General features: G+C 57.1%; 25 protein-coding genes, 1 tRNA gene and 5 pseudogenes. 10 read left to right on the forward strand and 21 right to left on the reverse strand.

Annotated elements, in window-relative coordinates; genetic code table 11:
- Positions 1-3: 3 nt before the first annotated feature.
- Positions 4-486 carry a cell envelope protein SmpA gene (locus ACYZTL_RS22850; RefSeq protein ID WP_461953643.1) on the reverse strand — a complete coding sequence of 161 codons (483 nt, stop codon included), beginning with the start codon at positions 484-486 and terminating at the stop codon, positions 4-6.
- Between the two features lie 320 nt (positions 487-806).
- On the opposite strand from ACYZTL_RS22850, the gene mgtE reads away from it, so the two are divergent.
- Entirely contained in the window at positions 807-2,249 is a 1,443-nt protein-coding gene (gene mgtE / locus ACYZTL_RS22855; protein ID WP_461953644.1) for a magnesium transporter, read from the forward strand.
- A 99-nt stretch (positions 2,250-2,348) separates the two neighbouring features.
- Here mgtE and ACYZTL_RS22860 read toward each other — a convergent pair whose 3' ends face one another.
- Positions 2,349-2,675, reverse strand: coding sequence for an Arc family DNA-binding protein (locus ACYZTL_RS22860; protein WP_003178899.1), 327 nt, complete (start codon positions 2,673-2,675; stop codon positions 2,349-2,351).
- A gap of 78 nt (positions 2,676-2,753) precedes the next feature.
- On the opposite strand from ACYZTL_RS22860, the gene ACYZTL_RS22865 reads away from it, so the two are divergent.
- Both ACYZTL_RS22865 and ACYZTL_RS22870 read left to right on the forward strand, forming a co-directional pair.
- Positions 2,754-2,942: a hypothetical protein gene (locus ACYZTL_RS22865; protein ID WP_461954393.1), complete on the forward strand. Its 189-nt coding sequence runs from the start codon at positions 2,754-2,756 to the stop codon at positions 2,940-2,942.
- A 121-nt stretch (positions 2,943-3,063) separates the two neighbouring features.
- Positions 3,064-3,187 (forward strand): annotated as a pseudogene (locus ACYZTL_RS22870) (phosphonate metabolism protein/1,5-bisphosphokinase (PRPP-forming) PhnN); the annotation flags it as partial.
- Between the two features lie 40 nt (positions 3,188-3,227).
- Here ACYZTL_RS22870 and ACYZTL_RS22875 read toward each other — a convergent pair.
- Positions 3,228-3,407 (reverse strand): PA3371 family protein, encoded by a 180-nt coding sequence (locus ACYZTL_RS22875; RefSeq protein WP_461953645.1) that lies wholly within the window; start codon positions 3,405-3,407, stop codon positions 3,228-3,230.
- 22 nt (positions 3,408-3,429) lie between these two features.
- A complete protein-coding gene (locus ACYZTL_RS22880; protein WP_461953646.1) occupies positions 3,430-3,666 on the reverse strand; it encodes a hypothetical protein in 237 nt (78 codons plus the stop codon).
- A gap of 292 nt (positions 3,667-3,958) precedes the next feature.
- Here ACYZTL_RS22880 and ACYZTL_RS22885 point away from each other — a divergent pair.
- A tRNA-Arg gene (locus ACYZTL_RS22885) sits at positions 3,959-4,035 on the forward strand.
- Positions 4,036-4,516: 481 nt separating this feature from the next.
- Here ACYZTL_RS22885 and ACYZTL_RS22890 read toward each other — a convergent pair.
- Together ACYZTL_RS22890 and ACYZTL_RS22895 are read right to left on the reverse strand one after the other, a co-directional pair.
- Positions 4,517-4,921, reverse strand: coding sequence for a DUF6632 domain-containing protein (locus tag ACYZTL_RS22890; protein ID WP_461953647.1), 405 nt, complete (start codon positions 4,919-4,921; stop codon positions 4,517-4,519).
- A 390-nt stretch (positions 4,922-5,311) separates the two neighbouring features.
- Positions 5,312-5,806, reverse strand: a pseudogene (locus ACYZTL_RS22895) (helix-turn-helix transcriptional regulator); the annotation flags it as partial.
- Here ACYZTL_RS22895 and ACYZTL_RS22900 point away from each other — a divergent pair.
- The 3 genes and pseudogenes from ACYZTL_RS22900 to ACYZTL_RS22910 all read left to right on the forward strand — a co-directional run.
- Positions 5,801-6,133, forward strand: a pseudogene (locus tag ACYZTL_RS22900) (alpha/beta fold hydrolase); the annotation flags it as partial. The pseudogenes ACYZTL_RS22895 and ACYZTL_RS22900 sit on opposite strands and share 6 nt — an antisense overlap.
- A 368-nt stretch (positions 6,134-6,501) precedes the next feature.
- Positions 6,502-7,365, forward strand: coding sequence for a helix-turn-helix domain-containing protein (locus ACYZTL_RS22905; RefSeq protein WP_461953648.1), 864 nt, complete (start codon positions 6,502-6,504; stop codon positions 7,363-7,365).
- Between the two features lie 24 nt (positions 7,366-7,389).
- A complete protein-coding gene (locus ACYZTL_RS22910) occupies positions 7,390-7,953 on the forward strand; it encodes a thioesterase family protein (protein ID WP_461953649.1) in 564 nt (187 codons plus the stop codon).
- A gap of 421 nt (positions 7,954-8,374) precedes the next feature.
- On the opposite strand, the pseudogene ACYZTL_RS22915 reads toward ACYZTL_RS22910, so the two are convergent.
- From ACYZTL_RS22915 to ACYZTL_RS22950, 8 genes and pseudogenes are all read right to left on the reverse strand, one after another.
- Positions 8,375-8,818: pseudogene (locus ACYZTL_RS22915) on the reverse strand (transposase); the annotation flags it as partial.
- A gap of 747 nt (positions 8,819-9,565) precedes the next feature.
- Positions 9,566-10,183 (reverse strand): recombinase family protein, encoded by a 618-nt coding sequence (locus ACYZTL_RS22920; RefSeq protein ID WP_218424194.1) that lies wholly within the window; start codon positions 10,181-10,183, stop codon positions 9,566-9,568.
- A 115-nt stretch (positions 10,184-10,298) separates the two neighbouring features.
- The gene (locus ACYZTL_RS22925) at positions 10,299-10,517 is read right to left on the reverse strand and encodes a hypothetical protein (RefSeq protein WP_461953650.1); all 219 of its coding nucleotides are present in this window, start codon (positions 10,515-10,517) and stop codon (positions 10,299-10,301) included.
- Positions 10,518-10,853: 336 nt separating this feature from the next.
- Positions 10,854-11,189: a chromate resistance protein ChrB domain-containing protein gene (locus ACYZTL_RS22930; protein ID WP_461953651.1), complete on the reverse strand. Its 336-nt coding sequence runs from the start codon at positions 11,187-11,189 to the stop codon at positions 10,854-10,856.
- A gap of 112 nt (positions 11,190-11,301) precedes the next feature.
- Positions 11,302-11,946, reverse strand: a complete 645-nt coding sequence (locus tag ACYZTL_RS22935; RefSeq protein ID WP_461953652.1) for a response regulator transcription factor — start codon at positions 11,944-11,946, stop codon at positions 11,302-11,304.
- Positions 11,946-13,010 (reverse strand): sensor histidine kinase, encoded by a 1,065-nt coding sequence (locus ACYZTL_RS22940; protein ID WP_461953653.1) that lies wholly within the window; start codon positions 13,008-13,010, stop codon positions 11,946-11,948. The genes ACYZTL_RS22935 and ACYZTL_RS22940 overlap by 1 nt, the downstream gene beginning before the upstream one ends.
- A gap of 84 nt (positions 13,011-13,094) precedes the next feature.
- The gene (locus tag ACYZTL_RS22945) at positions 13,095-14,399 is read right to left on the reverse strand and encodes an ABC transporter ATP-binding protein (protein WP_461953654.1); all 1,305 of its coding nucleotides are present in this window, start codon (positions 14,397-14,399) and stop codon (positions 13,095-13,097) included.
- A 12-nt stretch (positions 14,400-14,411) separates the two neighbouring features.
- A complete protein-coding gene (locus tag ACYZTL_RS22950) occupies positions 14,412-16,022 on the reverse strand; it encodes an ABC transporter permease (RefSeq protein ID WP_461954358.1) in 1,611 nt (536 codons plus the stop codon).
- A gap of 744 nt (positions 16,023-16,766) precedes the next feature.
- Between ACYZTL_RS22950 and ACYZTL_RS22955 the strand changes: the two are divergent.
- The 3 genes and pseudogenes from ACYZTL_RS22955 (at position 16,767) to ACYZTL_RS22965 (ending at position 18,792) form a co-directional block, all read left to right on the forward strand.
- Positions 16,767-17,516 (forward strand): annotated as a pseudogene (locus tag ACYZTL_RS22955) (MgtC/SapB family protein).
- A gap of 79 nt (positions 17,517-17,595) precedes the next feature.
- Positions 17,596-17,778: a hypothetical protein gene (locus ACYZTL_RS22960; RefSeq protein WP_461953655.1), complete on the forward strand. Its 183-nt coding sequence runs from the start codon at positions 17,596-17,598 to the stop codon at positions 17,776-17,778.
- Between the two features lie 42 nt (positions 17,779-17,820).
- Positions 17,821-18,792: a CorA family divalent cation transporter gene (locus tag ACYZTL_RS22965; protein ID WP_461953656.1), complete on the forward strand. Its 972-nt coding sequence runs from the start codon at positions 17,821-17,823 to the stop codon at positions 18,790-18,792.
- A 92-nt stretch (positions 18,793-18,884) separates the two neighbouring features.
- Here ACYZTL_RS22965 and ACYZTL_RS22970 read toward each other — a convergent pair whose 3' ends face one another.
- From ACYZTL_RS22970 to ACYZTL_RS23000, 7 genes are all read right to left on the reverse strand, one after another.
- Entirely contained in the window at positions 18,885-19,067 is a 183-nt protein-coding gene (locus ACYZTL_RS22970) for a DUF1289 domain-containing protein (RefSeq protein ID WP_461953657.1), read from the reverse strand.
- Positions 19,068-19,069: 2 nt separating this feature from the next.
- On the reverse strand, positions 19,070-19,426 hold the full coding sequence (locus tag ACYZTL_RS22975) for a hypothetical protein (protein WP_461953658.1): 357 nt from the start codon (positions 19,424-19,426) through the stop codon (positions 19,070-19,072).
- Between the two features lie 39 nt (positions 19,427-19,465).
- Positions 19,466-20,389, reverse strand: a complete 924-nt coding sequence (dmeF, locus tag ACYZTL_RS22980) for a CDF family Co(II)/Ni(II) efflux transporter DmeF (RefSeq protein ID WP_461953659.1) — start codon at positions 20,387-20,389, stop codon at positions 19,466-19,468.
- A 19-nt stretch (positions 20,390-20,408) separates the two neighbouring features.
- On the reverse strand, positions 20,409-20,684 hold the full coding sequence (locus ACYZTL_RS22985) for a metal/formaldehyde-sensitive transcriptional repressor (protein WP_461953660.1): 276 nt from the start codon (positions 20,682-20,684) through the stop codon (positions 20,409-20,411).
- Between the two features lie 403 nt (positions 20,685-21,087).
- Positions 21,088-22,119, reverse strand: a complete 1,032-nt coding sequence (locus tag ACYZTL_RS22990; protein WP_461953661.1) for an IS110 family RNA-guided transposase — start codon at positions 22,117-22,119, stop codon at positions 21,088-21,090.
- Between the two features lie 621 nt (positions 22,120-22,740).
- A protein-coding gene (locus tag ACYZTL_RS22995; RefSeq protein ID WP_461953662.1) for an IS3 family transposase occupies positions 22,741-24,293 on the reverse strand; the annotation gives its coding sequence in 2 pieces (ribosomal slippage) (positions 22,741-23,831 and positions 23,831-24,293; 1,554 coding nt in all).
- Between the two features lie 745 nt (positions 24,294-25,038).
- On the reverse strand, positions 25,039-25,746 hold the full coding sequence (locus tag ACYZTL_RS23000; protein ID WP_461953663.1) for a hypothetical protein: 708 nt from the start codon (positions 25,744-25,746) through the stop codon (positions 25,039-25,041).
- Positions 25,747-25,924: the final 178 nt, after the last annotated feature.

Consider the following 25,924-nt stretch of genomic DNA (forward strand, 5'->3'; position numbering starts at 1 on the left):
TTTTCACTTGGTACACCCTTTCTCATCAAACTCAACTTGTGCGCTACGACCTCGCTTGAAATCGTAACGATAGCTCGTGGTCGAATTGCGAACAGTGACCTTGTCGGGTTTGCCGAGCGCGCTTTCGACATCCTGCTGGCTCATGCCGGCAACCACCCGTTGATTGATGATCGCTTCCCGTCGCTCCCGCGCGTTGATCACGTTCCCACATTTGTCCTCGGTCTGGCCGACGACCGTCGGCTCCCTCCTTTTGTTTTTCATACCTGATGTTTCGCGTGTGTCCGCTTCCGGCATAAGGACTACCGTGCTGCCGGGTGTGAAGGTGCGCACATCCTGGAGTGAAAGACTCTCACCGGTCCCGCAACTCAACGTGGTGAAGGTAATGCGGCCGTTGGCTGCCTCGCAGCGGTGAACGGTAGTAGCAAATGCCTCGAGCGGCAGGCAGAGCAGGGTGATCAGCAAAAAAAACTGTGCATTCAATAGCATCAAACGTCCTCCATGACGGTCTGACTCAAGGGTAGCCGTTACATTTTTCAGCGCTGGTGTGTTTTCTTTTCAGAATGAGTCGTCGCATTTTCATGGATCAGTATGGCGCTCAGCTTTGTCTCGCAAGCGCTTGTTTCAGCCGAGATTTTTTAACGTTTAAAACCGTCGGGCGGTGTATCATTGCGCCCGTCAGCCCCGCCGGGGCTTGTGGAATACCTCCATGGACTTACCCAGTAGTAACTCAGTAAACCGTTTTTCCAATCATGAATTGACTGATTGATCCTTCCGGCGTGCCCCGCTGCTGGGAGTGGAGTTCGCCTATGTCCGAAGTTGAAGTAAAGAAAACGCAAGAAAGCCTGCAGGACCGCCTCGCTCAAGTCGTTGAGCTGTTGCAGCGTCAGCGGGTGGTCGAAGACCTGACTCACCGCCAGGAAGGTCCGCATCATGACCGGGTCGAGAACCTGGTTCACCGGCAAAACCTCGTCGAGCTGCAACGCAAGCTCGATGACCTGCACTCCGCCGACGTCGCCTACATTCTTGAAGCCTTGCCGCTGGACGATCGTCTGACGCTCTGGCAATTGGTCAAGGCTGATCGCGACGGCGACATCCTGCTCGAAGTCTCCGACTCGGTTCGTGAAACCCTGATCGCCGACATGGACGATCACGAGCTCCTGGCCGCGGCCAAGGACATGGATGCCGACGAACTGGCTGACCTGGCTTCCGAGCTGCCGCGAGACGTCGTCCACGAGCTGATGGAAACCCTCGATGGTCAACAGCGTGAGCGCGTTCGCTCCGCGTTGTCCTATGACGAGGAGCAGGTCGGTGCGCTGATGGACTTCGAGATGGTGACGATCCGTGAGGATGTCAGTCTTGAGGTGGTTTTGCGCTACCTGCGTCGGCTCAAGGAGCTGCCGGGCCACACTGACAAACTGTTTGTGGTCGATTACGACGGTGTGCTCAAGGGCGTGTTGCCGATCAAGCGCCTGTTGGTCAACGACCCGGAAAAACAGGTTTCGGAAGTCATGGCCAGCGATCCGGTGAGTTTTCACCCGGACGAAGATGCCTACGATGCCGCACAGGCGTTCGAACGTTACGACTTGATCTCGGCGCCTGTGGTCGACAAGAACGGCAAGCTGATCGGCCGTCTGACCATCGATGAAATGGTCGACCTGATTCGTGAAGAGAGCGAAAACGAAGTTCTCAACATGGCGGGTCTGCGTGAAGAGGAAGATATTTTCGCGTCGGTCTGGAAATCCCTGCGTAACCGCTGGGCCTGGCTGGCGGTGAACCTGATCACCGCGTTCATTGCCTCCCGCGTGATCGGTTTGTTCGAAGGTTCGATCGAGAAGCTGGTGGCGCTGGCGGCATTGATGCCGATCGTAGCGGGTATCGGTGGCAACTCGGGCAACCAGACCATCACCATGATCGTTCGCGCCATGGCGCTGGACCAGGTGAGCACCGGCAACACCTCGCGCCTGATGCGCAAGGAATTGGCCGTAGGCCTGATCAATGGCCTGGTATGGGGCGGCGTGATCGGTATGGTCGCCTACATGCTGTACGGCAGCTGGTCGCTTGGCGTGGTGATGACCGCCGCCATGACGCTTAACCTGTTGCTGGCGGCGTTGATGGGAGTCTTGATCCCTATGACCCTGGCGAAGATGGGGCGTGACCCGGCGATGGGCGCCAGTGTGATGATCACGGCGATGACCGACAGCGGCGGCTTCTTTATATTCCTTGGGCTGGCGACGATCTTCCTGCTCTGAAGCCAGACAATCAAAACCCGCCAATCGGCGGGTTTTTTTGTGCTCGAATTTCAGGCAAAAAAAAGCCAGCGATTATGCTGGCTTGAGCTTTCGGATGAATCAGGAGGCGTCTGCGGCCATCTCGGCGTCATGGGCAATCAGCGAAACAAGTGCGTTTTGCTGACGATGGGAAAGTTGGCGGAAGCGTTGCAGCAGTTCGCGTTCGTGCAGTGACAGCTCCGGGCTGTCCAGGCGCATGCTCAACTCTTCGCCCAGTGCGCCTTCCTGAATAAGACTCTGCTCAAGGCGCGCAATGATTTCGGAGTTCATGCTGCGATGATGATTGCGAGCCACCTCGGCAATGCGTTCACGCATTCCGTCTGGCAGACGTACGACGAACTTGTCAGCCGTACGGCTGGAATAAATTGCCTGTTTCAATGGGCGCATATATTTAACCGGTTAGTTCAGGGGAGCGGTTCTCGGGATTGGCCGCACGATGTCTGATAGGACAAGGACTCTGGCCAAATGTTCAACCTGGAATTGATAGGGGCTCGCATCATGCCTCAAAGCAGCCAGTTCATTGGCGTCAATTCTGTGACAAATATTGAGCTGGATACCGGCGTTATGCCAACACCAATTATCAGAAATGCGGACTGGTTTGAAAAGTTTGACCTGTCCGTATTGCTGGTCGCGTCCTGTTGCCCCGACAGGTAATGTCCGAAGACGCCTGAAGGTTCATGTTATGCGGGGTCGATCACGATTCCTTGCCTTGTATAGGATAGTGGCAAATGGCCGATTTACTAGTGGCAACCACGTCATGGGGAGCTATTTCAGGATGGATGGCAGACTGATTTGCTTGTTGGGGCCGCTCCGGGGCCGGCAAGTGCAGTCTCATTGAGGCTGGAAAGCCTCTGAAGGCTCAACGCTGCGAAGTGGAGCGGCGGGTGATTACGAGGGCGACTTCGCGCTGTGTTGCCCATCTGTTGAATCTGCTGCTAATTAACGCAAGACGGGATCAAACTTGATCTTGCGGCCAGCGATCAGCGCCAGCACGAACAGTGCGCTGAAAACACCGCAGGCAATCAGGGGCAGGGTGACAACCGAATCCTGGGCCAGTGACAAATAAAGAATGCCGCTGAGTAGGGCTAGGATGAAAAATCCTGCGGCTGATTTGGACATGCTGTGCTCCTGATGAGGGTGTTCAAAATACCAGGCGTTCGGAAGACTGTGCCGTTAGCAGGATATTCTCCTGACTCACTTCTTTACCGGCAGAGCCATGCTGATCGCTCAGCACCACCAATTGCGGCGCTCTCTGTACCTGGAGGTAATGGGGCATGCGTTGGACGACCGGCTTTGCGCCGCTCTCGGGGGCAAAATGAAAACCCAGCAGAACCGCCAGAGCGATTGCGTTCGAGAAGAGTAAAAGGGCGCTGTTCATGAGGCTGGCCTCCGTTGTTCTTTGAGAGCAGAGAAGCAGCCGACGTGCCAAGAGTCTAGCGTCTATTAAATCCTTTAAAAACAACAAATTAGGACATTTCAGAGAAATGCAGTCATTGCAATTTGCAATGATGGCTTTTTGCGCTGATGCAATTTGCACGGTAAACAAATCCCTCGCCGTCGATGGGCGCCTGCCTACACTTAAAAAGCGCTAAGGACGACATGACAAAAGCAGACCCGCCCGTTAACATGCACGCCGTCCCCCGCACCGCGTTTTCTCGCGGGCGACATGTGTCTCAGTAGCTCAATTGGATAGAGCATCCCCCTCCTAAGGGGAAGGTTGGCAGTTCGAACCTGCCCTGGGACACCATATAATTCGGGCCTCTCAAGACTTTTACCTGACAGATCGGTTTAGCTGTGACAGCAGGGTGGCAGCAGCAGGCAAAAGAAAGCCCCGCCGGGCTATGCTCGGGCGGGGCTTTTTATTCCAAACATTTTCGGGGCGAAGATTACCCATCCACCAGTATGATGGGTGTGAGCCTGCAACGAACCCAGGACCCCGGTGCGGATCAACTCGGCTCCTTCAATCCTCGCTTGGGTCGATTGATAGGCGCGTTGCAGCAGCTGATAGGTCTGGTTGAAGTCGCTAGGCAGTTGCACAGACTTGCCCATCCATTCGCATTCGATCTGGCCAGTACGCAGGCAGAAAACGCCCCAGGCTGTGAAAAAACGCGGGCACAGTCTTGAAGACTGCGTTGCTACGTAAAATCTGTCGGCGTTGGTTGATCAGCAGACCAAAAATTTGCGTAGAAACGCGATTTTCGTCTCGATCCTGACTGTCAAACCTGCTCTTAGGCCCCATTGTGTGTCCGGGGCCGAGCGGCCAATTGCGAGCGGGGCGTCAAGATGGCCAAGGCAACCGCCACGATGAAGAGCGCCGGCACGTCACCTGCCAAGTGCCCCATTTGCCCCGGCTGGGTGACCGCCTGGACGGCCATGATTCCTCCGTGTACGGCGCTAGACCACACGGTGAACCAGATTAGGCTCAGATTAGCTAATGGATCACGTGCGGCCAGGATCAAGAACACGCCAAGTGTGGCGTAGATGCCAACGATCATCATCGGGTAGTCCGAGTGACCGACGTGCCAGGCCCAGCCGGACGGCCAGAACAACATAAGTGGGTAGAGAGCAAGGCACGCGAGGCCAGCCAAAACTAGAACGACGCGCAAATACCTGAGGCGATCGACTACGGTCATGGCGGACTCCTCTTTGGGCCTAACTCTAAATAGACCCCAAGTGGGGTGATAACGCCTTCACGGGCTTGGTGGATAACATTCCTTGTTCTGTCGTCTATCCCTGACTAGGCCGGGCATTGTGACAGTCGGGTGACCGCTGAAGGGGTTTATACACCATGGACGGAAAGCCCAATCTGCTCAATCAGTTCCGGCAGTAGACCCAGCATAGCTACTCATTTGCTATCGCTCCGTCCACCGAGTGCTTCTGGCCGATTTCTGCCTGTCATGAAGGGCAGAAGTCGACCCAAAGCTGACTGTCGTCATCAGCAGCTTTCGTATATCTACGAGTCTGAAGGCGACGCATGCGATCTATGGCTGTGCATCATTGCCGCCGGTATCCCCATCTAATGTTTATATGAACCCTTGGGTTAGCGCTTTTAGTGTCGCGGTAGCACGGGTGGTGCACTGCAATTTGCGGAACACACTTTCGACATGGGTGCGCACCGTACTCGGGCTGATGCAGAGCTGGCGGGCCACCTCTTTATTGCTACCCCCCATGCTGATGCGCTGCAGGATTTGCGTCTCACGGTCGGTCAGTGGACTGCTATAAATTCTGCATGGCGCTACAGCGTTCTCGCCGCGAGCTGTAGCGATGACCGTATGGCAGGCCCGGGAGTCGAAACGCCCTTGAGCGGCTTCGCCGAGCAATAGCTTCGCCGCTTCATTTTCGTTCAAGGCCGATCGCCAGGGGCGCTCAGAGCGCAGTGCCGGCCATGCCAACGCTGCCGCAAGTAGGCGTTGCTCAGGTGGAAGGGCATCGCCATCGAGTCCCCGGAAGTAGCCACTGCCATCTAGTCGTTCGTAAGCGTTGGCAGCCAGTCGACCTGGTACTGCCAGTTCGGGTATCTATACATGACGCCAAAAGGCATGGCCACCGGCTTTGCTCAGGACCTTCCTCCTGAGCAAGCCGCTGTCATGGCAGCGACACAAGGGCCGATCCGTGCATCTGCATTCGATGATAAAACCACTGCAGCGGCCTGGAAGAATAAGCCGAGCTGGTTTGTTGTCGCCCGCGAAGATCGGATGATCCAGCCCGATTTGCAGCGTGCATTCGCCAAGAAAATCGGCGCACGTACCGAAATCGAAGCCAGTCATGTGCCGCAGCAGTCTCGCCCGGCTGAAGTGGCCAAGGTCATTATCCAGGCGGTCCAAAAGACTCAGGACAACCTTTAGACCTTGGCTGATGCAGCGTGGTTACGCGGCTCGCAAAACACCAAAAGCGTGGTATGAGCAGTTCGCGCAAAGCACGATCACGATAAAGTCGGAAGTGGCGCGCCGTTAGGGCGCGCCACTTTTTGCATGGTGATTCGGCGGCAGGCCCATGTACCGGCTGAGCCCCGCACTGATTGCGCCAGTCTGCACGCTCGGCCACCTCTCTTATGCCGATAGATGTGCGGCGAATCAGATTCTTCGCGACGCTCATCAGAGCGCACATCCTGTTATTACCTCCAATGTAATTGCGGGGGGTATCTGCCCCCGGTAAAAAGAAGGCCTGTTTCCACTGCGTTGCCACTCCGGCCATGTCTACACAGGCGCTTCCGATGAATACGCTTCCCACCGAGACCGCAAGTGCCCGCGCCGCCACTCGCCAGCGCGAGCCCTTTGGGCCGCTGCTGAAGGCCTGGCGGCAACGTCGCGGCCTCAGCCAGCTGGCGTTCGCCGAAGTGTCCGGCACCTCGCAGCGGCATATCAGCTTTCTCGAATGCGGGCGTTCGCAGCCCAGTCGGCAGATGGCCCTGCAGCTCGCAGCCACCCTCGACATGCCACTGCACGAGCGAAATGCGCTACTTATAGCCGCCGGCTTTGCCCCGGTTTACCGGGAAAGCCCGCTCGACCACCCGGCCTCGCGCTTCGTGCGCCAGGCCATCGACCTGTTGCTGGCGAAACAGGAGCCCTACCCAGCAGCGCTGATCGACAGCCGCTGGAATCAGCTACGCACCAACCAGGCGGGAGAGCGCTTTTTCGCAGTCCTGCTGGACGGCCAGCCGCCACAGGCAACGCTCAGCCCAGACGGCCATCCCAACCTGATCAAGCTGTTGCTGCATCCCCAGGGCGTGCGCCCCTATGTGGTCAACTGGCAGGAGATTGCCGCCTTCCTTATCCAGCGCCTGAAAGCCGAGGCCCTGCGCTGTGGTGGCGACGAGCAGACCGCGCGGCTGCTCGAGGAAGTCAGCCACTTCCCTGGCATGCCGCCGTACTGGCCGGTGCTGGATGCGAGCCAGCTGGACAACCCGGTACTGATGACCCACTTTCGCAAGGGCGCCAGCGACCTTCGCTTCTTCACGACCCTTACCACCCTTGGCGCGCCGCTGGATGCAGGCCTGGAGCAACTGCGCCTGGAGTCCTACTTCCCGGCGGACGACGCCACTGAACGCTTCATGCAGCAACTGCTGCCGAACGCCTGACTACCCTGCGACCGGAGATACCCCATGAACCTGTGGTTCCGCCTGATCTGGATGCTGCTCACCGTTTACTGGCGCAAGAGCGTCGACCCGCTGGCCAGCAGCAGTCTACGCATGACCGTGCTGCCCAACGATCTGGACTTCAATGGGCATGTCAACAACGGGCGCTATCTGACCTTGGCCGACGTGGCGCGGATGGATTTCGTCCTGCGCACGGGGGCGGCACGTGTAGCCTTGAAGCATCGGGCGCTGCCGATCGTCGGCGATGCGCTGGCCAAGTTCCGCCGCGACCTCAAGCCCTTCCAGCGCTTTGACGTGCATAGCCGGGTGCTGGGCTGGGAAGGCAAGTGGACCTTCATCGAGCATCGTTTCGTGCGCCACGAGCGGGTGCTCGGCGTAGTACTGGTACGCGGGTTGTTCAAGACGCCCAGCGGCACCCTCGATCCAAAGGATTTCGCCCTAGCCCTGGGTCAGAGTCCCGTCTCGCCGGCACTGCCGCGCTGGGTGCAGGAATGGCACCAGAGCTGCGACAGCATGAGCCAAGCCCTGCGCGAGGAGGAAGAGCAACCAGCCATGGCCACCGGCACCTGACCGCCCAGAACCTGTTTAGGCTTTCTTGAGCTAGAGCCAGGCAAGCCGCAACGATTAACAGGAGTAACAGCTGCAGGCTGGACCGTAAGGTAGGCGAATCTCAGAAATGTGGGCTGACGATGCAGTTCGAATGCACTAGCTAGCTCTGCAAACTGAGCAGCTTCTGACTCATATGTGCCTGCGGCCTATGGTTGGCCAATTCTATGTGGTGACCACCGTCCGTTATAGGTCTCTTCGGTCCTTCGCAAACGGCTGCTTCTGGCCCAGAGTGTGTAAAAACGTCAGATTGGGTTTTCTATATCGACGCTAGGAGACCGCTCTCACGTTTCGCAAGCTGATCAAGGTCACGACGTTTTCTGGAACAGTTAAAACGGCTTAGCAACCTCTTAAAGCCCTTTGGCTGGTGTAAATAGACCGGTTTTTACGCCGTTAACGCTTTCATCAAGCCAGTGGTGCCGATGATTTTTATGACCCTTTTCAGGTTGTAGGCGAGCACATTCAGGCTCATCTCTGCACTCACCCCGTTAAGCTTTCGGGTCAGGAAGTGTGTCGCGCCCATCCATTGTTTGAGCGTCCCGAAGGGATGCTCAACCGTCCGTTTTCGGACTCGCATCATCTCCGGTGCTTTGCTCAGTCGAAGCTGCATTTCCTCCAATACGGCTTTATGCTCCCAGCGTCGAACTCGTCGTTCCGTGCTCGGTGTGCACTGCGATTTCATTGCGCAGCCCCGGCATTTCGAACTCCAGTAACGGTGTAACGTCAGGCCTTTTTCAACGTTGGTATAGCGCCAGATCAGCACCTCTCCAGCGGGACAAATGTATTCGTTTTTTGCCGTGTCATAGATAAAGGCATCGTTATTGATGCGGATTCCACGGCCATCCGGCCACTGATTCCACGGTGATCCGGCCACCCGTTCCACGCTCATCCGGCCACCCTTAAAGCAGGCAGCAACGCAGGATTAAGGAAGATGCTTTGGCCTCGATGTTCACCTTGGATAAAGCGCTTCATGGGTGATCCTGGCGATGAAATCCTCAGAAATCATAGCAAGGGTTCGCGGAGGCATTTTTACACACTCTGGGCCGGTTGCTGTCTGTCGAGAAGGGCTGCAACTGATCGCTCTCTACCGGGCCTTCTATCGGAGTGCATTGGTTCAATCTGGATGTAAACGACGGTCAGCACCAAACCAGTTTTTTGGTAATAGGCCGGCCAGTCCAATCGGCTATGCCATAGACTGGCCGCCTGGCGATGATCCACGCGCGTACTGTTCAAGAAACTATGAAATCTTCTTGCCCTTTAGGGGCTCCGAAATCATAGATTTCTCTGTAGCGACTGCTGAAAACAGCTCAATGGTTCTGGATTCGAACCATGTCATGCTCAAGCTTTTTTTGAAAGTGATCGGCACGACGGCCCTTAGGCACTCCGGAGTGAGTGCTATGCGGGTTCCCCAACTGGGACGGTGTTTTTTCGTCGCGCTGGGAAATTGTGAGTGATCCGCTTGAGGGGTGACTCCATTGGTTGTGTTGTCATATCGCCAACGCAGATCGGAGCTGCCAGCGCAGTGCCGGCTTTTAGGTCGCGACAAGTGGCCGCAAAAGCCTTTTTATTGGTGCCTTTAGGCGCTGGCCAAGTCCCTGATCCTGAGGACTGTGGTGGTTGAGCAGTTGGCGTGCCTGGCTGTTGCGCGGATGCCAAGGCCTGCACCGAGCAGTTCCGTAACGCGTTTGTGCAGATCTTCATCAATCGGCCGGCCCTGATACTTACCGGCAGCTTTGGCTTTCTCGATACCCTGGGCCTGACGCTCGCGGCGTTGCTCGTAATCCTTGCGCGCAATGGCGGCCATCATTTCCACCAGCATAGAGTTGATAGCACCAAGCATCCGCCCGGTGAACTCGTCGCCCTTCGTGTCCTGCATACCCTGGTGACTGGTCGGTAGATCGAGCGCGACGATGCGCAGGCCCTTGGAGTCAATCGTGGCCTTGAGCTTCTGCCAGTCCTCCACCGGTAGGCGGGAGAGCCGGTCTATCGACTCCACCAGCAGCACGTCACCCTTACGCGCATCTTTGAGCAGACGCAGCAACTCGGGCCGGTCTGCGGAGGCGCCGCTGGCATTCTCCAAATACACGCTCGCGATGACCTTGTTATGTTCGCTGGCGAACTGGTCAAGCGAGGCTTGGGCGCGACTGGCGTCTTGTTCTTCGGTGGATGCTCGGAGATATGCGCGGATGAACATGATGTGCCTTCCGTATCAGTTAGGGTGTTCTACTAATACTGTTGCACTATGAGTGTCACTTATCAAGCGGCAAGGGCAAATAAATTTAAACGCGCGCGTATCAGCCAAGGCATACCTATAACTGCCTTAGTCGCATGATGGCGCCTGTGATGTCTTGAGCATTCCGGTCCAGCGTTTCCATGGCCGCAATTGCGTTAGCGGCAACGCTCCCCACCCCATTCTCAGAAAGCCACTTGGTCACCTCCTCAATGGCCGCACATATGGCGTGCTGGTTGTGCAGGACCAGTGTGAGTGCGTCTGCTGTGGCTATGTTGGCTTCAGAGTTATCTGACATGGGTATCGTCCTTGAGTAACTGGTGCGAGAAGACTAGCTGAACTCGCCGCTGGCTCGAGCCACTTCTCCAGATCCGCTGACGCCTGGGCAATTACACTGACTTGACCACCCATTTGCATTCGACCTAACCAGCCATCTGCGTCGGATTTGACCCGCCCCCTTAGCAAACATGACCGGCAGTGAATGACCCAAAGCGGCCAGTCCTGGCAGGTATGTACCGGCCAGAAGCGGAGATTCAATCCTGAAGTCCAGGCAGTGTTGTGTGGTTGGCAGCGCGTGGCCGGCGTATCACATCTGCGGAGACCAGTTATGCGACTCGCCCTGACAGCCCTTGCATCAGGCATACAGGGCGTCGTACATGACTAGACCCTGGCGCAGCATGTCGTGGTCATTGGCAAAGGTTTGCGACAGTCCCAGCGAAATGGCATACAGCCCTGCCGACTGTGGCGTGAGATCGAGCTTGAGGTGTCGGCTCCGCGCACTATCAGCGCCAGTTTCTGCAAGGCCGGCTCGTCGCGAGCGCACGGCCACCAGGGGCGACGACGGTCCGCCCACGCGCACTGAAACGGTCCATTTCAGCCCACCGACATCACGGCCGACGAGGAACTCGCGCACCGCGTTCAGGTACACCAGGTGCGCCAAGGCGTCCTCATGAATACCGTCGCCGATCATGGTAGCGCCACTGACGGGAAAGGGAGCAGCAGCTCGGCCAGTTCCAGCCAGGGGGGCCACTGAAAAGAGAAAAGCCCAGTGCCAGGCTGGATTTCGTTAGCTACTTATCTTGTCAGAACCTAGCGCCCCCCTCCTTAAGACGTTCGGACAACTTGACCAGTTCGGCCAGGGAGTTGGCTTTCATCTTACGCATCAAGGCGCCGCGTCGTACTTTCACCGTGACTTCGCTGACTCCCAGCCTTGCGGCAACTTGTTTATTCAAAAGCCCGGTTACCACCAGATTCATAACATCACGCTCACCTTTGGAGAGGCTAGCATGGCGGCCGTGCAAATCAGCCAATACCGCGACCGCCTCACGCCTTTCGCGGTCATTGCGCAGACCCCGTTCAATGGCGTCAAGAAGGTCCTGCTCGCGAAACGGCTTGGTCAAAAACTCTAGAGCACCGGCTTTCATGGCCCTCACCGACATGGGGATGTCGCCATGGGCAGTGATGAATATCACCGGCAGCAAGATCCCGGAACGCAGCATTTCGTCCTGAAAGTCCAGCCCGCTCATGCCCGGCATGCGCACATCCAGGATCAGGCAGCCGGGTACGTCCGGACGTCGGGCCTCGACGAATTCGCGAGTGGAACCGAACGTCATGCTGGTCAACCCGACCGAAGCCAGCAGGTCTTCCAGTGAGGCGCGTACCGAGACGTCGTCGTCGACGACGTAAACCATGGATTCGACTTGGGCCAGAACGACAGGGTCTGTCATCAATTTTCCTTGTAGCCGCAGGGTAAGGTGAAGTGGAAGGTAGCACCGAGCTGCGGGTTGACGCAGGCCCAGATACGCCCGTCATGGGCTTCGATGATAGAGCGGCTGATAGCCAGCCCGATGCCCATGCCGTCGTGCTTAGTGGTGTAGAAGGCATCGAAGACCCGCTCGCAATCCTCCTGGGCCAAGCCACTGCCTTGGTCGCAGATCGAGAAGTGCAATTGATCGCGTGGACCGTGTTCGACATGCAATTCCAAAGTACGCCGATCGGGGTCGACATCGCGCATGGCGTCCACAGCATTCATGGCCAGGTTCAACAACACCTGCTGGATTTGTACCTGGTCTGCCAACATTGGCGGCAGCCCCTCGTTAATATGCAACCGCAACGTGATGCCTTGCTGGTCCAACTCGCTGCGCAACAGCTGCAGGATGCCAGTCACCGTGTCTGTGACATTCAACCACTGTTTGGTCGGCGGTTGACGCTGGGCCATGCCGCGTACCCGGGCAATGATTTCGCTGGCGCGATGGGTATCGGCGATAATCCTCTCCACCGCCTGCCGGGCCTTGGGAAGGTTTGCTGGTTGCGCCGCCATCCAACGCAGGCAAGCGTTGCCGCTGGTGGCGATTGCCGCCAGCGGCTGATTCACTTCGTGGGCAATAGAGGCTGTGAGTTCACCGAGCATATTCATCCGGGCGATGTGGGCCAAGTGCTCGCGGGCCTGATGCACGGCACGAATCGCCGCAGACATGCGTAACGCCAGGTAAGTGGTACAGGCAATGACGGCGAGGCTGATCAAACAGTTGATCAACCCCGCCTCGGCGTCACCGGAGGGCGTGAGCCAGTAACTGACAATCGTCAACACCATGCAGATGGCCGCGACGCCGAGCACCCCACACGATGGCAAAAAACTCACGGCGATGAGCACCACCATGATCTGGAACACCCCCGCTGCAATTTCCAGGTCGGTGACGGTGTCGGCCACAGTGATGCCCAGCGCCAGCCCAAGCAGTAACGTCAGGCGAATCGCCAGTTTGGCCCTTTCCACTCTGTTTTTCTCTCGCATCGCTCCTCCTGTCGGCGCCGTCGACTGACATTTCTACCATCTACAGGACGGCGACGCGCTCCAGGTTACAGAGCGCTTGTTGACTCAGGACGGGTTGTCCAGACTGAACAGGTCGGCCACTTCGTCGTAAGCGTACAGCTCAGCATAACGCCCCCATTGTGTGACACAGTCCAGGGTAGCGACAGCATCTTGTTCGGACATGAAGTCTTCCAACTGGTCACGAAACCGCCGGGCGGGCGCGGTGCGGGTGGAGCGATCGTCCAGCACCCGGCGCACATGAGCGACCAGGGGTACGTAACTGAGCAGATGCTGGGCGAACAGTTGCTTACGCCCATCAACATCGGATCTGGCGTAACTGCGAGCGGCCGGCAGCAGCTGGATGTCGCCACCCTGCAGTTCTGCAAAGCGCAACAGTTGCAGTACTTCGGCAATCGGGAACAACTCATCGGCGGAGTAGTGCAGCGTACTGGCCAGCGCTGGCAAGTCGGCACGACCATCATAAGGATGCGCATTCACCGCCTCGATCAATCCGGCCAAAGCGTTGGTCGACACCAGCGGCAGGACCATGCCCACCCCCATCCCAGGGAACAGCCCCTGACGTTGCGCATCCACCTCGCCGCCCCCAGTCATCTGCACGTAAATGTGCTCGACCAAAGCCTGGAACGCCGGGTCCAGGCGGTTACGAGGCTGTGCCAGGTCTACCACGATTTCACTCACCACCCGCCCTGGGTTGGAAGAGAACAACAAGATGCGATCACACATCAGCACAGCTTCTTCAATGTTGTGAGTGACCATCAAGATCGACTTGATTGGCATCCGCCCCTCGCACCAGAGATCCAGCAGGTCGGTACGCAGGGTTTCGGCAGTCAGTACGTCCAGCGCCGAGAACGGCTCGTCCATCAGCAACACATTAGGGTCGACTACCAAAGCGCGGGCCAGACCGACGCGCTGGCGCATACCGCCGGACAGTTCCTTGGGGTAGGCACTTTCGAAACCGTCGAGGCCGATCAGATCGATGGCAGCCAATGCCCGCTTGCGTCGCTCAGGTGCAGGCACATTACGCGCCTCCAGGCCCACTTCGACATTTTGCAGCACGGTCAGCCAGGGGAATAGCGCAAAGCTCTGGAACACCATGCTGACCGAACTGGGCAAACCGTGAGGGCCGGCAGGGAAATCCACCACGCCTGAGGTGGGCGAAATCAGGCCGGCAATGGAGCGCAGCAAGGTTGATTTGCCAGAGCCTGAGCGCCCCAACAGCCCGACGATCTCGCCGTCGTTCAAGCGCATGGCGACATTGTCCAGTACCAGGCGTTCGGTCCCGCCGGGAGTGCCATATACATGCCGTACTTCCCGCACATCCACCAGGCAACGCTTCTTCATGACATTCATGTGATTCACTCCTCAATCAAGACGCAGACGGCGTTCGGCATAACGGTACAAAGGGCGCCACAACAAGCGGTTGAAACTGACGACAAACAGCGACATCACCACAATGCCCAACGCCACGCGCGGGAAATCCCCTGCTTCGGTAGCCTGGGCGATAAAAGAGCCCAGCCCGTATGCCTGCAAATGTTCATCTCCCCAGGACACTGCTTCAGCCACGATGCTGGCGTTCCACGAACCGCCAGCGGCAGTGAGCGCACCAGTCACGTAATAGGGGAAGATTCCCGGCAAGGCGACTTGGCGCCACCACTGCCACCCTCGCATGTCAAACATCCGCGCGGCTTCGCGCAGATCGGTGGGCAACGCGCTGGCGCCGGCGATTACGTTGAACAGGATGTACCACTGGGTGCCCAGCACCATCAGCGGCGACAACCAGATATCCGCGTTGAGCTCCAAACCGACGATGGCGATCACGGCGAACGGGAACAAGACGTTGGCCGGAAACGCAGCGAGAAACTGCGCCATGGGTTGCAAGCGCTCTGCCCATACCGGGTTCAAACCGATCCACACGCCGATGGGCACCCAGATCACGCTGGCGATAACGATCAGCACTGCGACCCGTGTCATGGTAGTGAGCCCAAGGCCAAAGGCACCAAGCACGTCCTCCAGGCCCAGGGTGGTGCCAATGAAACGCGCCAGATACAAACTACCGACGGCACAGGCAGCCAATACCAGACCCAGCCAGATCAGGTCGGTAGCACGGCTAAAACGGGCGCTGGGCGTGAGTTTCAACAGCGGGCCAAGCTTTGGCATGCTCACCAGCATTAAGACGCTCTTGATGTTCGCACACCCGCGCATCAGAACCGGTACCAGCCGGGTGGCCCTGACCAGGTCGTACACCCAGGAGCGCGGACGCTTTTGCGATGCAGTCTGCTCGAAACGAAACTTGTCGGCCCACGCGACGATGGGGCGGAACAGCAACTGATCGTAGGCCAGAATCACCACCGCCATGGTCGCCACCGCCCAGGCGATGGCGGCCATGTCTTTCTGGGCAATCGCCAGGGCCAACCACGAACCAATACCGGGCAGGTTGACTGTGGTGTCGCCGACGGTAATGGCCTCGGATGCCACCACGAAAAACCAGCCACCGGACATCGACATCATCATGTTCCATACCAACCCTGGCATGGCGAACGGTAACTCCAGCCGTACGAAGCGGTGCCACGCCGAGAAGTTGAACTGGCGGCTCACTTCATGCAGATCGTTGGGCACCGTCCGCAGCGACTGATAGAAGCTGAACGTCATGTTCCACGCCTGGCTGGTAAAAATGGCGAAGATTGCCGCGCACTCCACCCCCAACTGGCCGCCGGGGAACAGGCCCATGAAGAAGCTCACGGTGAAGGTCAGAAACCCCAGCACCGGCACCGACTGCAGGATGTCCAGCGCTGGCAGGATAATCAGCTCGGCCTTGCGGCTCTTGGCCGCCAAGGTGGCAATCACTAGAGTGAACACCAGCGAAGCGGCCAGGGCCACGAACATGCGCATGGTTGTGCGCAAGGCGTATTCGGGTAAGTGGGCGAGTTCCAATGTCACGGGCGCCGAATCGAGCACCGTCAGCGATTGGCTCATTTGCTCGACACCGTGAACGATCAGTATTGCCCCCAGCGCCAACAGGATAAAAAAGCCGATGTCGGCCCACCAGGATGAGCCAGTACGCGGTAGCGAGCCTTGGGTAAGGGATCTGGCAATGGGCGCTGCAGATGGAAGACGCATGATTCACCTCGTCATAGCCCCCAAGCCGAGGCCGGAATGCTCGCGCAACCTGACCTGCGGTCGATAGACGGACCGCATGAACGGGGCGTGGAAATATCAATGTGCGACCGCTGCGAGAGTGTCACAGTCGAACGCGAAGACAGGGCTAGGTTAGGGACTGACAGCGGTGTTCGCTACAACGCAAAAGGGCGAAAAACTATACCTTGGTATAGCCGTATTCCTTACGCCGGACAGGGTGGGGGACTTTGCTGACACCCGAGGAATCGAACGTTTGACTTCTCCAGTGAAAAAAATTACCTTCGCCCCGCTTTTTTAGTCCACACAGGAGACCAGTCTTGGACAGTTGCCCCAGTCGATCACGACAGGCTAAAGCGGCGAGCTAGTTCAGCAGAGTCCTTCTCTGCCACTGTCTTGCCGTACTACGGCGGATAGTGGTATTTCGTTCCCGACCTGGGATTCGACCCTCCATTTTCCCCTGAGCTTTCCCCAACGCATGCACGCGAGTGCTTAAGCGTGTCTGTGGGTTTCGCTCATGCCTTTCGCGATCCATCCCCGTAACTCTGTTCGCTCTGCGAACAATCGTCGGTATGGAAGTAAATTATGGATTGGAAAGTCTTCTTTCTGCGCGTGACCGTCGCGCTCGCACTAGGCGCCCTGGTGGGTGCCGAACGTCAACTCCGCCAGCGCCTGGCTGGATTGCGCACCAATGCTCTGGTTTCAACCGGGCGGCTTTGTTCGTCATGATGTCGCTGCTCACCTCGCAGGGCGACAACTCCGGCGCCGCGCGAATCGCCGCGCAAGTCGTTTCCGGTATTGGTTTTCTTGGTGCCGACGTGATCATGCGCGAGGGTCTCAATGTACGCGGTCTCAATACCGCAGCCACTCTCTGGTGCTCTGCTGCGATAGGCATCCTGTCCGGTATGGGGCATATGTTGGAGGCTGCCATCGGTACTCTGGTAGTGCTCTGCGCCAACATCCTGTTGCGCGAGGCCGCCCAGCGCATAAACCGCCAGGGCGCAGCCGCAGCCGTGGAAGTCGACCAGCGCTTCACCTTCAACATCGTCTGCAGGGCCGAGGACGAAGTGCATGTGCGCCACCCTGGTTCTGCATGGTTTTAACGGTAGCGCCCTACGTTTGCAATCACCGCACAGTGAAGACTTGGCCAACCCGGACAAACTCGAAGTGCGCGCTGAACTGGTTGGCACGCCTGCAAGTCCAAGCCAACTGGAGCAGTTGGCTAGCATGGTGAGCCTGGAAAAAGGCGTGAGCTCCGTACGTTGGCAGTTGTTCAACAGCAATCAGCAAGACGAGCAATCACTCTGCCGATATACGTATCTCCTTCGGCTTTAGCACTCACCGGAGACACTATGAACTCATTCGCCGGTCTTTCTATTTTCCCCTCTCGTAGAGAAGAACCCAGGAGCTTGCCATGAAAAAGAAGCCGCCAAACCGCACCAGCCTTGAGAACGAAGTGATCGTTGCGGTGATCGTGTTGTACCTGCTGCTCGCAATAGTCATGACGGCTGTGCATTACATGCAGCCAGCGGATCAGGAAACCACGACATCATCAACCTCGCCTTCCCATAGCGAGCTCAAGCCAGAGACCAAGTAAGGGCAGTTGCCCATCTACCGGCCAGCATTCGAGTAATCAAACATGATCCGCAGCATTATCAAGAATCACGCAACACTTTCTATCGCTCAGGGACTGCCGCAATCGGAGCATGATCGTGACGTCGTTTGGCTTGAGGTAAACGCACCGACAGCCGAAGAAAGCGCGAGTCTGCAGCAGCGTTTTGGCATCGAAACCGCCCCAAAAAACAGTAGTGTCGTCGAGGACGGTCACTTTCTGTATATGCGTGCCAAACTGCTCGCGCTGGATGCGACCGGAGCCCCGCATTTTGGAGGTGTGACCTTCGTCTTGGGTGAGCAGGTGGTAGCGATTCTCTGCGATGACGCAGACTTCCGCCCCTTTGATATCGCCCTGCAACGCCTGCGCCGCAAACCTGCCAACACCCAGAGCCCGAAAGCAATGTTGCGGGTGTTACTGCAGATGGCCAATGACGGTGCTGACGCTGTCATCGACCGTATTGCCGACGAGCTGGAAAAAAGTGCTGAGGAAATCTCCGAAATATCCGATGGCTACAACGCGAGTGGCAAGGAGTTGGGGGTACCGGACTTGATTGAAACAATGCGCGCTCTCAACGACAAGGAAGAACTGATTTCTCTCTGTATTGAGGCACAGTTATCCCTTGCACGCGCAGTGCGCTACCTAAGCAGTGAGGTGGATAACGCAACCGAAGCGGATTTGCAGGGTCTGGTGAATGAGCTCACCGCCGACGTTGCTGGAGTCAAGGAGCATGCCTACTTCGAACACGAGAAGGTACGGTACCTGCAAAACGCCGTGACGAACATTCTCAACATAAAACAGAACCAAATCGTCAAAGTGTTCACCATCATTACGGCTGTTTTCCTGCCGCCCACACTGGTCGGCACGTTCTACGGCATGAACTTCGCGGTGATGCCAGAGCTTTCGTGGGAGCACGGCTTCATCTATTCGATGGGACTGACACTTTCGGCTGCGGTTCTTCCACTGGTTTACATCAAGCGCAAGGGCTGGCTGCGCTAATTGAGAATGCTCACTGGTGCGTCGAGAGATTTGAGCCGACGGCAGTTTCTGCCGGCCTTCACGTTGGTTGTCAACGCCCTTCGCTACAATGGTTATCCGTGTGCTTTCTTCAGTCCTTTCAAGCACACATTCGCCCTTTGCACAGCGGCCATTTTTTCAGGCCGCTTCATGCGTTTCCACTTCCTGATGTCTTCCTTGCTTCGCCCGCAACTCACACACAGATCACCACTCAGCTGGCAAACCGAGATGCATGGATTTTCGACTTCTTTAGCCATCGTCAATAACCTGTGGCCAGGCGCTTTTGCCAATCGCCACCGTGAGTGCGTTGACACTCCTCCTCAGAGTCGAAGCGGATAGTGTGGTCTGATGGACCCAGGTCGATGTTTGCCTCGTTCAACGCGATGGCCGCCAGCTCAAAGATGCGCACCTTCGCGTTGGCCTGAGCGAGTTTTTTGTCGGCCATGGTTTCGAACACCCAGGTGATCTTCAGTGTTTCAACTAGCGCGTTCAAGTCAGCGGTGTGGGTGAGCCAGGCAAAGCCTTTGATTTCACCTTTTGCTGTTTCGCACGCTTCGGTGAGCGTGGTAATCAACCTGCGTTCGATCCGCGCCAGTTCACGTTTGCCTGGGGGCATTACGGGTTCCTTTGGAGACAATGGAGGCGAGGCGCTGAATCAGGCCGGTCGAAACTCGACCGTCAGATGGCTGACTTCGTGAACCGTCTTGAGACGTTCTCGAATGCTGTCGGCGTTCGCAGTGGCCTCACCAAGGACGCTGACGATGGCCGCATGGGCTTGCGGTCCAACCCGCCAGACGTGCAAGTCCGTGATGGTGGCATCCCCCGGTTTCTCAACTAGTTCGCGGATTTCCTCGGCAACGTGCGCATCTGTCTGATCCAGCAGTACACCTGCGGTGACCCCCATCAAGGTCCATGCCCAACGCGCGATAACGATGGCGCCGACAATGCCCATGACCGGGTCCAGCCACACCCAACCGAGATACCGGCCGGCGAGCAGTGCAGCAATGGCCAGAACCGAAGTCAGCGCGTCTGCGATGACATGGACGTAGGCCGATTTCAGATTGTTGTCGTTCCCGTGATGGGCATGGCCATGATCATCATGATCGTGCCCATGACTGTGCCCGTGGCCCAGCAGCAGGGCACTGACGATGTTAACGATTAAACCAACAATCGCGATGAGCGTAGCGGTGCCGAACTGAACTTCCGTTGGCTGCAAGAGGCGCATGACAGACTCAACGCCAATTGACAGCGAGACCATGCCGAGAATCAGCGCTGAGGCGAACCCGCCCAAGTCTCCAACCTTTCCGGTACCGAAGCTGAAGCGCTGGCTGAAAGCGTGGCGTTTTGCGTATCCGTAAGCGGCCGCCGCGATGCCCAATGCGCCGGCATGGGTCGCCATGTGAAAGCCATCGGCAAGTAACGCCATCGAGCCGGTGATGTAGCCGGCGGTGATCTCGCCAACCATCATCACCACCGTCAGCGCCACGACCCAAAGCGTGCGCTTGGCATTTTCGTCGTGCGCTGAGCCAAGGAACACGTGATCGTGTACGTGGTTAATGTTGATATTGGTGCTGCTCATGAGCCTATACCTGCATTCTTCACTTGGAATAACGGCGAATGGCTTCAAGAAGCTCTTCAACGCCCTTGTTGCGCTCTTCTTCACTGAGTGTCGGGTTCGCGACGTGCTCCCGGGCGTGGTCCTCAATGATTTCTTCCATCAATCCGTTGATGGCTCCGCGGGTGGCGGCGACAAGGTGCAGTGTTTTGGCGCAATCGAGATCTGATTCCAGTGCCCGTTCAACGGCCTGGATTTGTCCGGCGATGCGTTTGACGCGCTTGAGAAGATCGTCTTTGTTGGCTGCGATATGACCCATGGGATACCCCCCTTACCTATATTGGTTTCATAATAGGTATAACCGCTACCCCTATGCAAGGGCCGTTCGACGGATAGGCTTCCACAAGTTATCGACTGGAAAAAGAGGCCTCATGCATGAGGTTGGACGAGGGGCTGGGAATGTCCGTATATGGACTCCTCCTCGTTGCAAGCCTCCTTTGCTTTGGCGCCCGTGCCGATTGCGCACGTATATTCGGCCTCTAGATGCAGCATCGTTTTGATGCGGGCCATGATGGGCTATTCGCGCGTCAGCTCCCAATCGCTTTTCCGTGCTTTACGCACCTGGACATTAAAGGGTTTTGCCGACGCCGGTTCGACCGGTTGCCATTGCTCGGGTTGCTTCGCAATCGTGGTGTAGAGGTGCTTCACCTTGGATGAATGGGTCAGGCCGCTGCCCGATTCGGTTGGTAATCAGTGCCGTTGCGCAGCATCGCCCAGGCCATGCGTGCAGTTTTGTTCGCTAGTGCGATAGCGGCCACATTGGGATGTGAGCGCTCGGCTAAGCGGACGACCCACTGGCTGAGTCGATCCTCTTTGGACTTGGCTGTACGCAGTGCCGACCGCGCACCGTGGACCATCAACGTTCGCAGATAAGCATCTTCACGCTTGCTGATGCCAAGCAGTCGATCCTTGCCGCCAGAGCTGTGTTGCTTTGGCGTCAACCCTAGCGAGGCGGCCAGTTGTCGGCCATTGGCAAACTGACTGGCGTCACCGATGGCCGCAACAAGTGCGGTGGCAATCATCGGACCGACGCCACGCAGCTGTTGCAGACGGGCAGCCGCTGGGTCACTTGCCGCGATCGCTGATATCTCGCTATCGAGTTCACTCACGCGCTCATCAAGTGCGCGCAGGTCTTCCCACAAGCCGTTCAGCAGACGACGAAAGCGTGCCGTCAAACCATTATCGGCATCTTCTAGCCAGCACGGTATTGCGCGACGCAGCATCAGTAATTCCTTCAGCGCAACGAGGCCGTACTCGGCGATCAGCCCACGAATCTGATTGGCTTTGGCCGTCCGCTGTTCGATTAAGCCGGCCCGGATGCGATGCGTCGCCTGGATATCCTGTTGTTCGATGGTCTTGACGGCGACGAAGCGCATGCTGGGGCGGCTCATCGCCTCACAGATTGCCTCGGCATCGTTGGCGTCGTTCTTGTTGCTCTTGACGTACGGTTTGACGAACTGAGGCGCGATCAGCCTCACCTGAAATCCGCGCGCCTGTAGCTGCCGCGCCCAATGGTGCGCACCGCTACAACTTTCCATGCCGATCTCACAGCCGGGCTCGATCTTCTCCAGCACCGTTTGAAGCCAGCGATCGCGAGGTAAACGCTGCCGCCAGATGGGCTGCTCATGACGATCCACACCGTGAATCTGAAACACGTTCTTCGCCAGGTCGACCCCAATGCGCATAAGCTTCATGTGTGGACTCCTTCTCACTATTGACTGTGGTTCGCACCTTCAGTCTGGCACTCAAGATGCCGAAGTGAGGAGGAGTCCATCCCATTGCTTATGGCCCAGAGTGTGTAAAAACGCTTCGTCAAAATTGAAGTTTGCGAGTCTATGCGAAATCTGAAAATTATCGGCTGCTCAGAGCCGATCTGGATTTTGCGTAGAAACGCGATTTTCAGTCCAACACTGGGCTCCAATCGCGCTGAAAAACGTTTTTACACAGCCTCCGCCGGTTGCTGCCTCTCACGAAGGGTTATATCGGCAGTGCTTTATTTGACCCAAATAGGACGGCCACGGTTGGCTTTTCAGTGGACAAACTACCTGGTGGTGATCTACGCGCGCGCCGCGCGCGTACTGGTCCGAAAATCATCAAAACTCTTGCCTAAGGCTTTCAGATGTCATCAATTTCCTTTTGGCGCGATTGCTGAATCACTTCATTGGTTCTGAAATCGAACCACTTCAAGGCCAGTTTCTCCTCGATGGAAGCGAGAAGTCATACAGGATGCTTAAGGGAGTGTGGTTGTACGTCTCGCACAAACTGCCCCGTATTGGTCGGCGTTTTTCAAGGTAGTTGTCGCGTCAACCGTCTAACTATGCCGCTCTTTTCTCGACCTGTTGCTCTCGATCCGGGTTCAACAGCACGGTGCCGATCGGCTCCCAGTTACGTGTGCAACCCGACCACCGTTCCGGCTTTTTCTCTTTGGCTCGTTCGTACAGCTCATGTCGCCGGGCCAAGACCTGATGGTCCAGTCCTCGATGCCGCTCAGCCGGTGTGACGAACCGGATACGGCTATGCCGGTGTTCGTTGTTGTACCAGCGCATGAAATCCCTCACCCAAGCTCGTGCGGCGTCCAGACTGGCAAAGCCATGCTGCGGCCATTGCGGGCAGTACTTCAGTGTTCTAAACAGCGACTCCGAGTAGGGATTGTCGTTGCTCACCCGCGGTCGGCCCCGCGAGGGCGTGATGCCCAGTTCGTACATCTTGCTCAACAGCGTCACCGATTTCATCGGCGCTCCGTTGTCCGAGTGCAGCACCAGCGGTTCGTGTAAACACTGCTCGCCGATCACGCTGCGTTGCAGCAGCGCGGCGGCTTTCTCGCCGCTTTCCGCGTCGTAGACCTCCCAGCCCACGGCCTTGCGGCTGTAAATATCCTCGATCAGATAGAGGTAGTAATACTTGCCGCGTATCGGCGACGGCAGATACGTGATGTCCCATGACCACACCTGATTGGGCGCTTCAGCCGCATGCGTCGTTGGGGCCGCGTGCCGCCTGGGGCGCTGGCTACGACCTCGATGCTGCTGTTGACCCGCCGCACGCAAGACGTGATAAAACGTTGCCTCCGACGCCAGATAGCGCCCTTGATCGGCCAGGCGCGGCACGATCTGGCTCGGCGGCAGATGGGCGTACTCCAGGCTGTTGCACAGCGTCACAATGGTCTGTCGCTCAGCCTCGTTTAGTGCATTTCGCGGCGTTGGCCGTGTGACAGTCGTTCGGGCATCGGCCTGGATAACGTCTGTTTCAGTCCACCGTTGCAAAGTCCGCAGCGATAGACCGATTTCCAGGCAGGCCCTGATTTTTCTGGCTCCCGCCGCGACCGCGTTGCTCAGCCAGTCCACGAGTAACTGCCGTTCTGGCAAAGACGTCAGTTGTCCTCGTTGTCGGTCCCCCAGTAGTCGTTGAGCTTTTTTCGCAGCACCAACAACGCCGCTGTTTCAGCGAGCGCCTTGTCTTTGCGGCGCAGTTCGCGCTCAAGTTCCTGGATGCGTTTCTTATCTTTGCGAGACTGCTCCCGATCTTCTTTTTGCTGGGCCTTTTCCGATTTCTGGCCGGTGATGAAGGCTTGTCGCCAGGCAGTGATTTGCTCGGGGTAAAGGCCTTTGCGGCGGCAATACTCGCCCAGGTCGATCTCGGACAAACCGGCCGCTTCAAGGACGACAGCAAACTTGGTTTCGGCTGACCAGTTCTGAGCCGATTGCTTGTTTTCGGACACTGCACTTCCTTCAGAACTGAGCTGCTTGCGCCAGTTGGACAAAGACATTTCGCTGACCCCTTCGCGCCGGGAAACCTCGGCCATCGACAGGTTCAGTGGGGGAAGCAGCATCTTGAGTAATGCGGCTCTGCGTTCAGGTGAATAGTACGGCACGACCAGTCTCTTTCCGCCCCCGATATGCTTTTTTAGGAAAAACCGGAGAGGCGACAACTATCCTGACACCGGGGGTGGTCAAGCCAGGTGTAAACGATGGTCAGTACCAAGCCAATTTTTGCTAATAGACTGGCCCGTTCACTTGGCCGCCTGGCGAAGGTCCACGCTCGTACTGGTTAAGAAAGTATGAGTTTTTCACGTCCCTCAGGGGGGGGCAGAAATCACCAATCGCTTTGTGACGATTGCTGAAACAGCTCAATGGTTTTGGATTGGGACCACGTTTGCTCCAGTTTCTTTTTGAAAGCCGGCGATCAGCACGGGAGTATTCGGCTCTGGGGGGTTAGTTTTATGCGGGCTCCCGATTGCGATGTTTTTTTATTGTCGCGCTGGGAAATTTTGGGTGATTCACTCATTGGGGCGACCCTATCAGGGGCGTTGTCACATCCCCATCGCAGTGTTGTTTTTTAGGTGCACTTAAAGTGTTACGCGCAATAGGGATTCAATGGCGCTGAAATAAGTGATTTGTAGGGGCGGGTGGGAAGGCTTTTCCGTTGCAGTAAGTCTGAAGTAGGCAAAGTGATACAGGTATCAGTTTTTTATTTGATCCGTTTGCGAGCTCAGCTCAGCTCGGAAGGAATTGGAGAGTGATCAGAATAGGAAGGGTAGGTCTGCCCCTAGCCAGTCAACCGTTCTGACCTCCCGTTTCGGTATGACAGGTGCGCTGCTTTGAATTTGAGCTTCTCAATCACCAGTGGCCATGTTCCAGCCAGCGTTCGATGCTTTCTCGCATAGGCCCGGCATCGGCCCAGGCGGCGGCGTCTACACGCTTGAGCTGTTCCACCTTTTGCTCGAAGGTCCGCCAGTGCATGCCCTTCGGCTTTGGAATGTATTCGGCAGGAAAGGTTAGGAAACCTTCGGGGCAGCCTAGGGCGCTGCGCAGCTTCCACGAATGATCTGCGGCACGGTCGCGCTTGTTGGCCTGCTGGCTCTCGTAGTTGAGGTGCAGACAGTGACGGCAGGCGAACACGCGGCTCAGGTACAGCTTGGCGACTCGCCGGCCACAACAGGGACACAGAAACCACGCTCGATTGCCCCCTAAGTGGCAGGGTGTCCAGGTGATCGGGACGGGGTAATCCTTCGACTCGGATTCTCCATTCGTTGTCAATCGATACCGCAGGCGCAGACGGGTCAGACTTTCGACGCCGATGCTGATTGTCCCGACCAATTCACCACTGCGCTTCCACATCCAGTTGCAAGCAAAGCCAGTGCGCAGCAGCCCGGCACGGTGTAGCGCCCGAATGTCGAGGGAACGGTAGTCCTCTGTCGAGTTCTTTTCCTTGGCTCTGCCCATTTTGGAACCTAAATCAATTGGAAAATTCGTTATCGATACCGCGAACCCACCGTCCGCTTCTGGCCGTTCGCTTCCGGTCGTCTCCTCGGTGCGCGCGGTCAATTCGCAGTTCAATGGTTCTAAATTCGAACCGCGTCAGATTCCAGTTTTCTCCTTGAGGGTGATCAGCACTGAGGCACCCAGGAACTCCGCAGCCAGTGCTATATGGGGCCCGACTGTAATGGTGTTTTATCGTCAATCTGACTTCATTCGTGAGTTGCCAAGTTTCTTATGGTGCGTT

It is taken from the genome of Pseudomonas sp. LB3P81, from assembly GCF_054897965.1.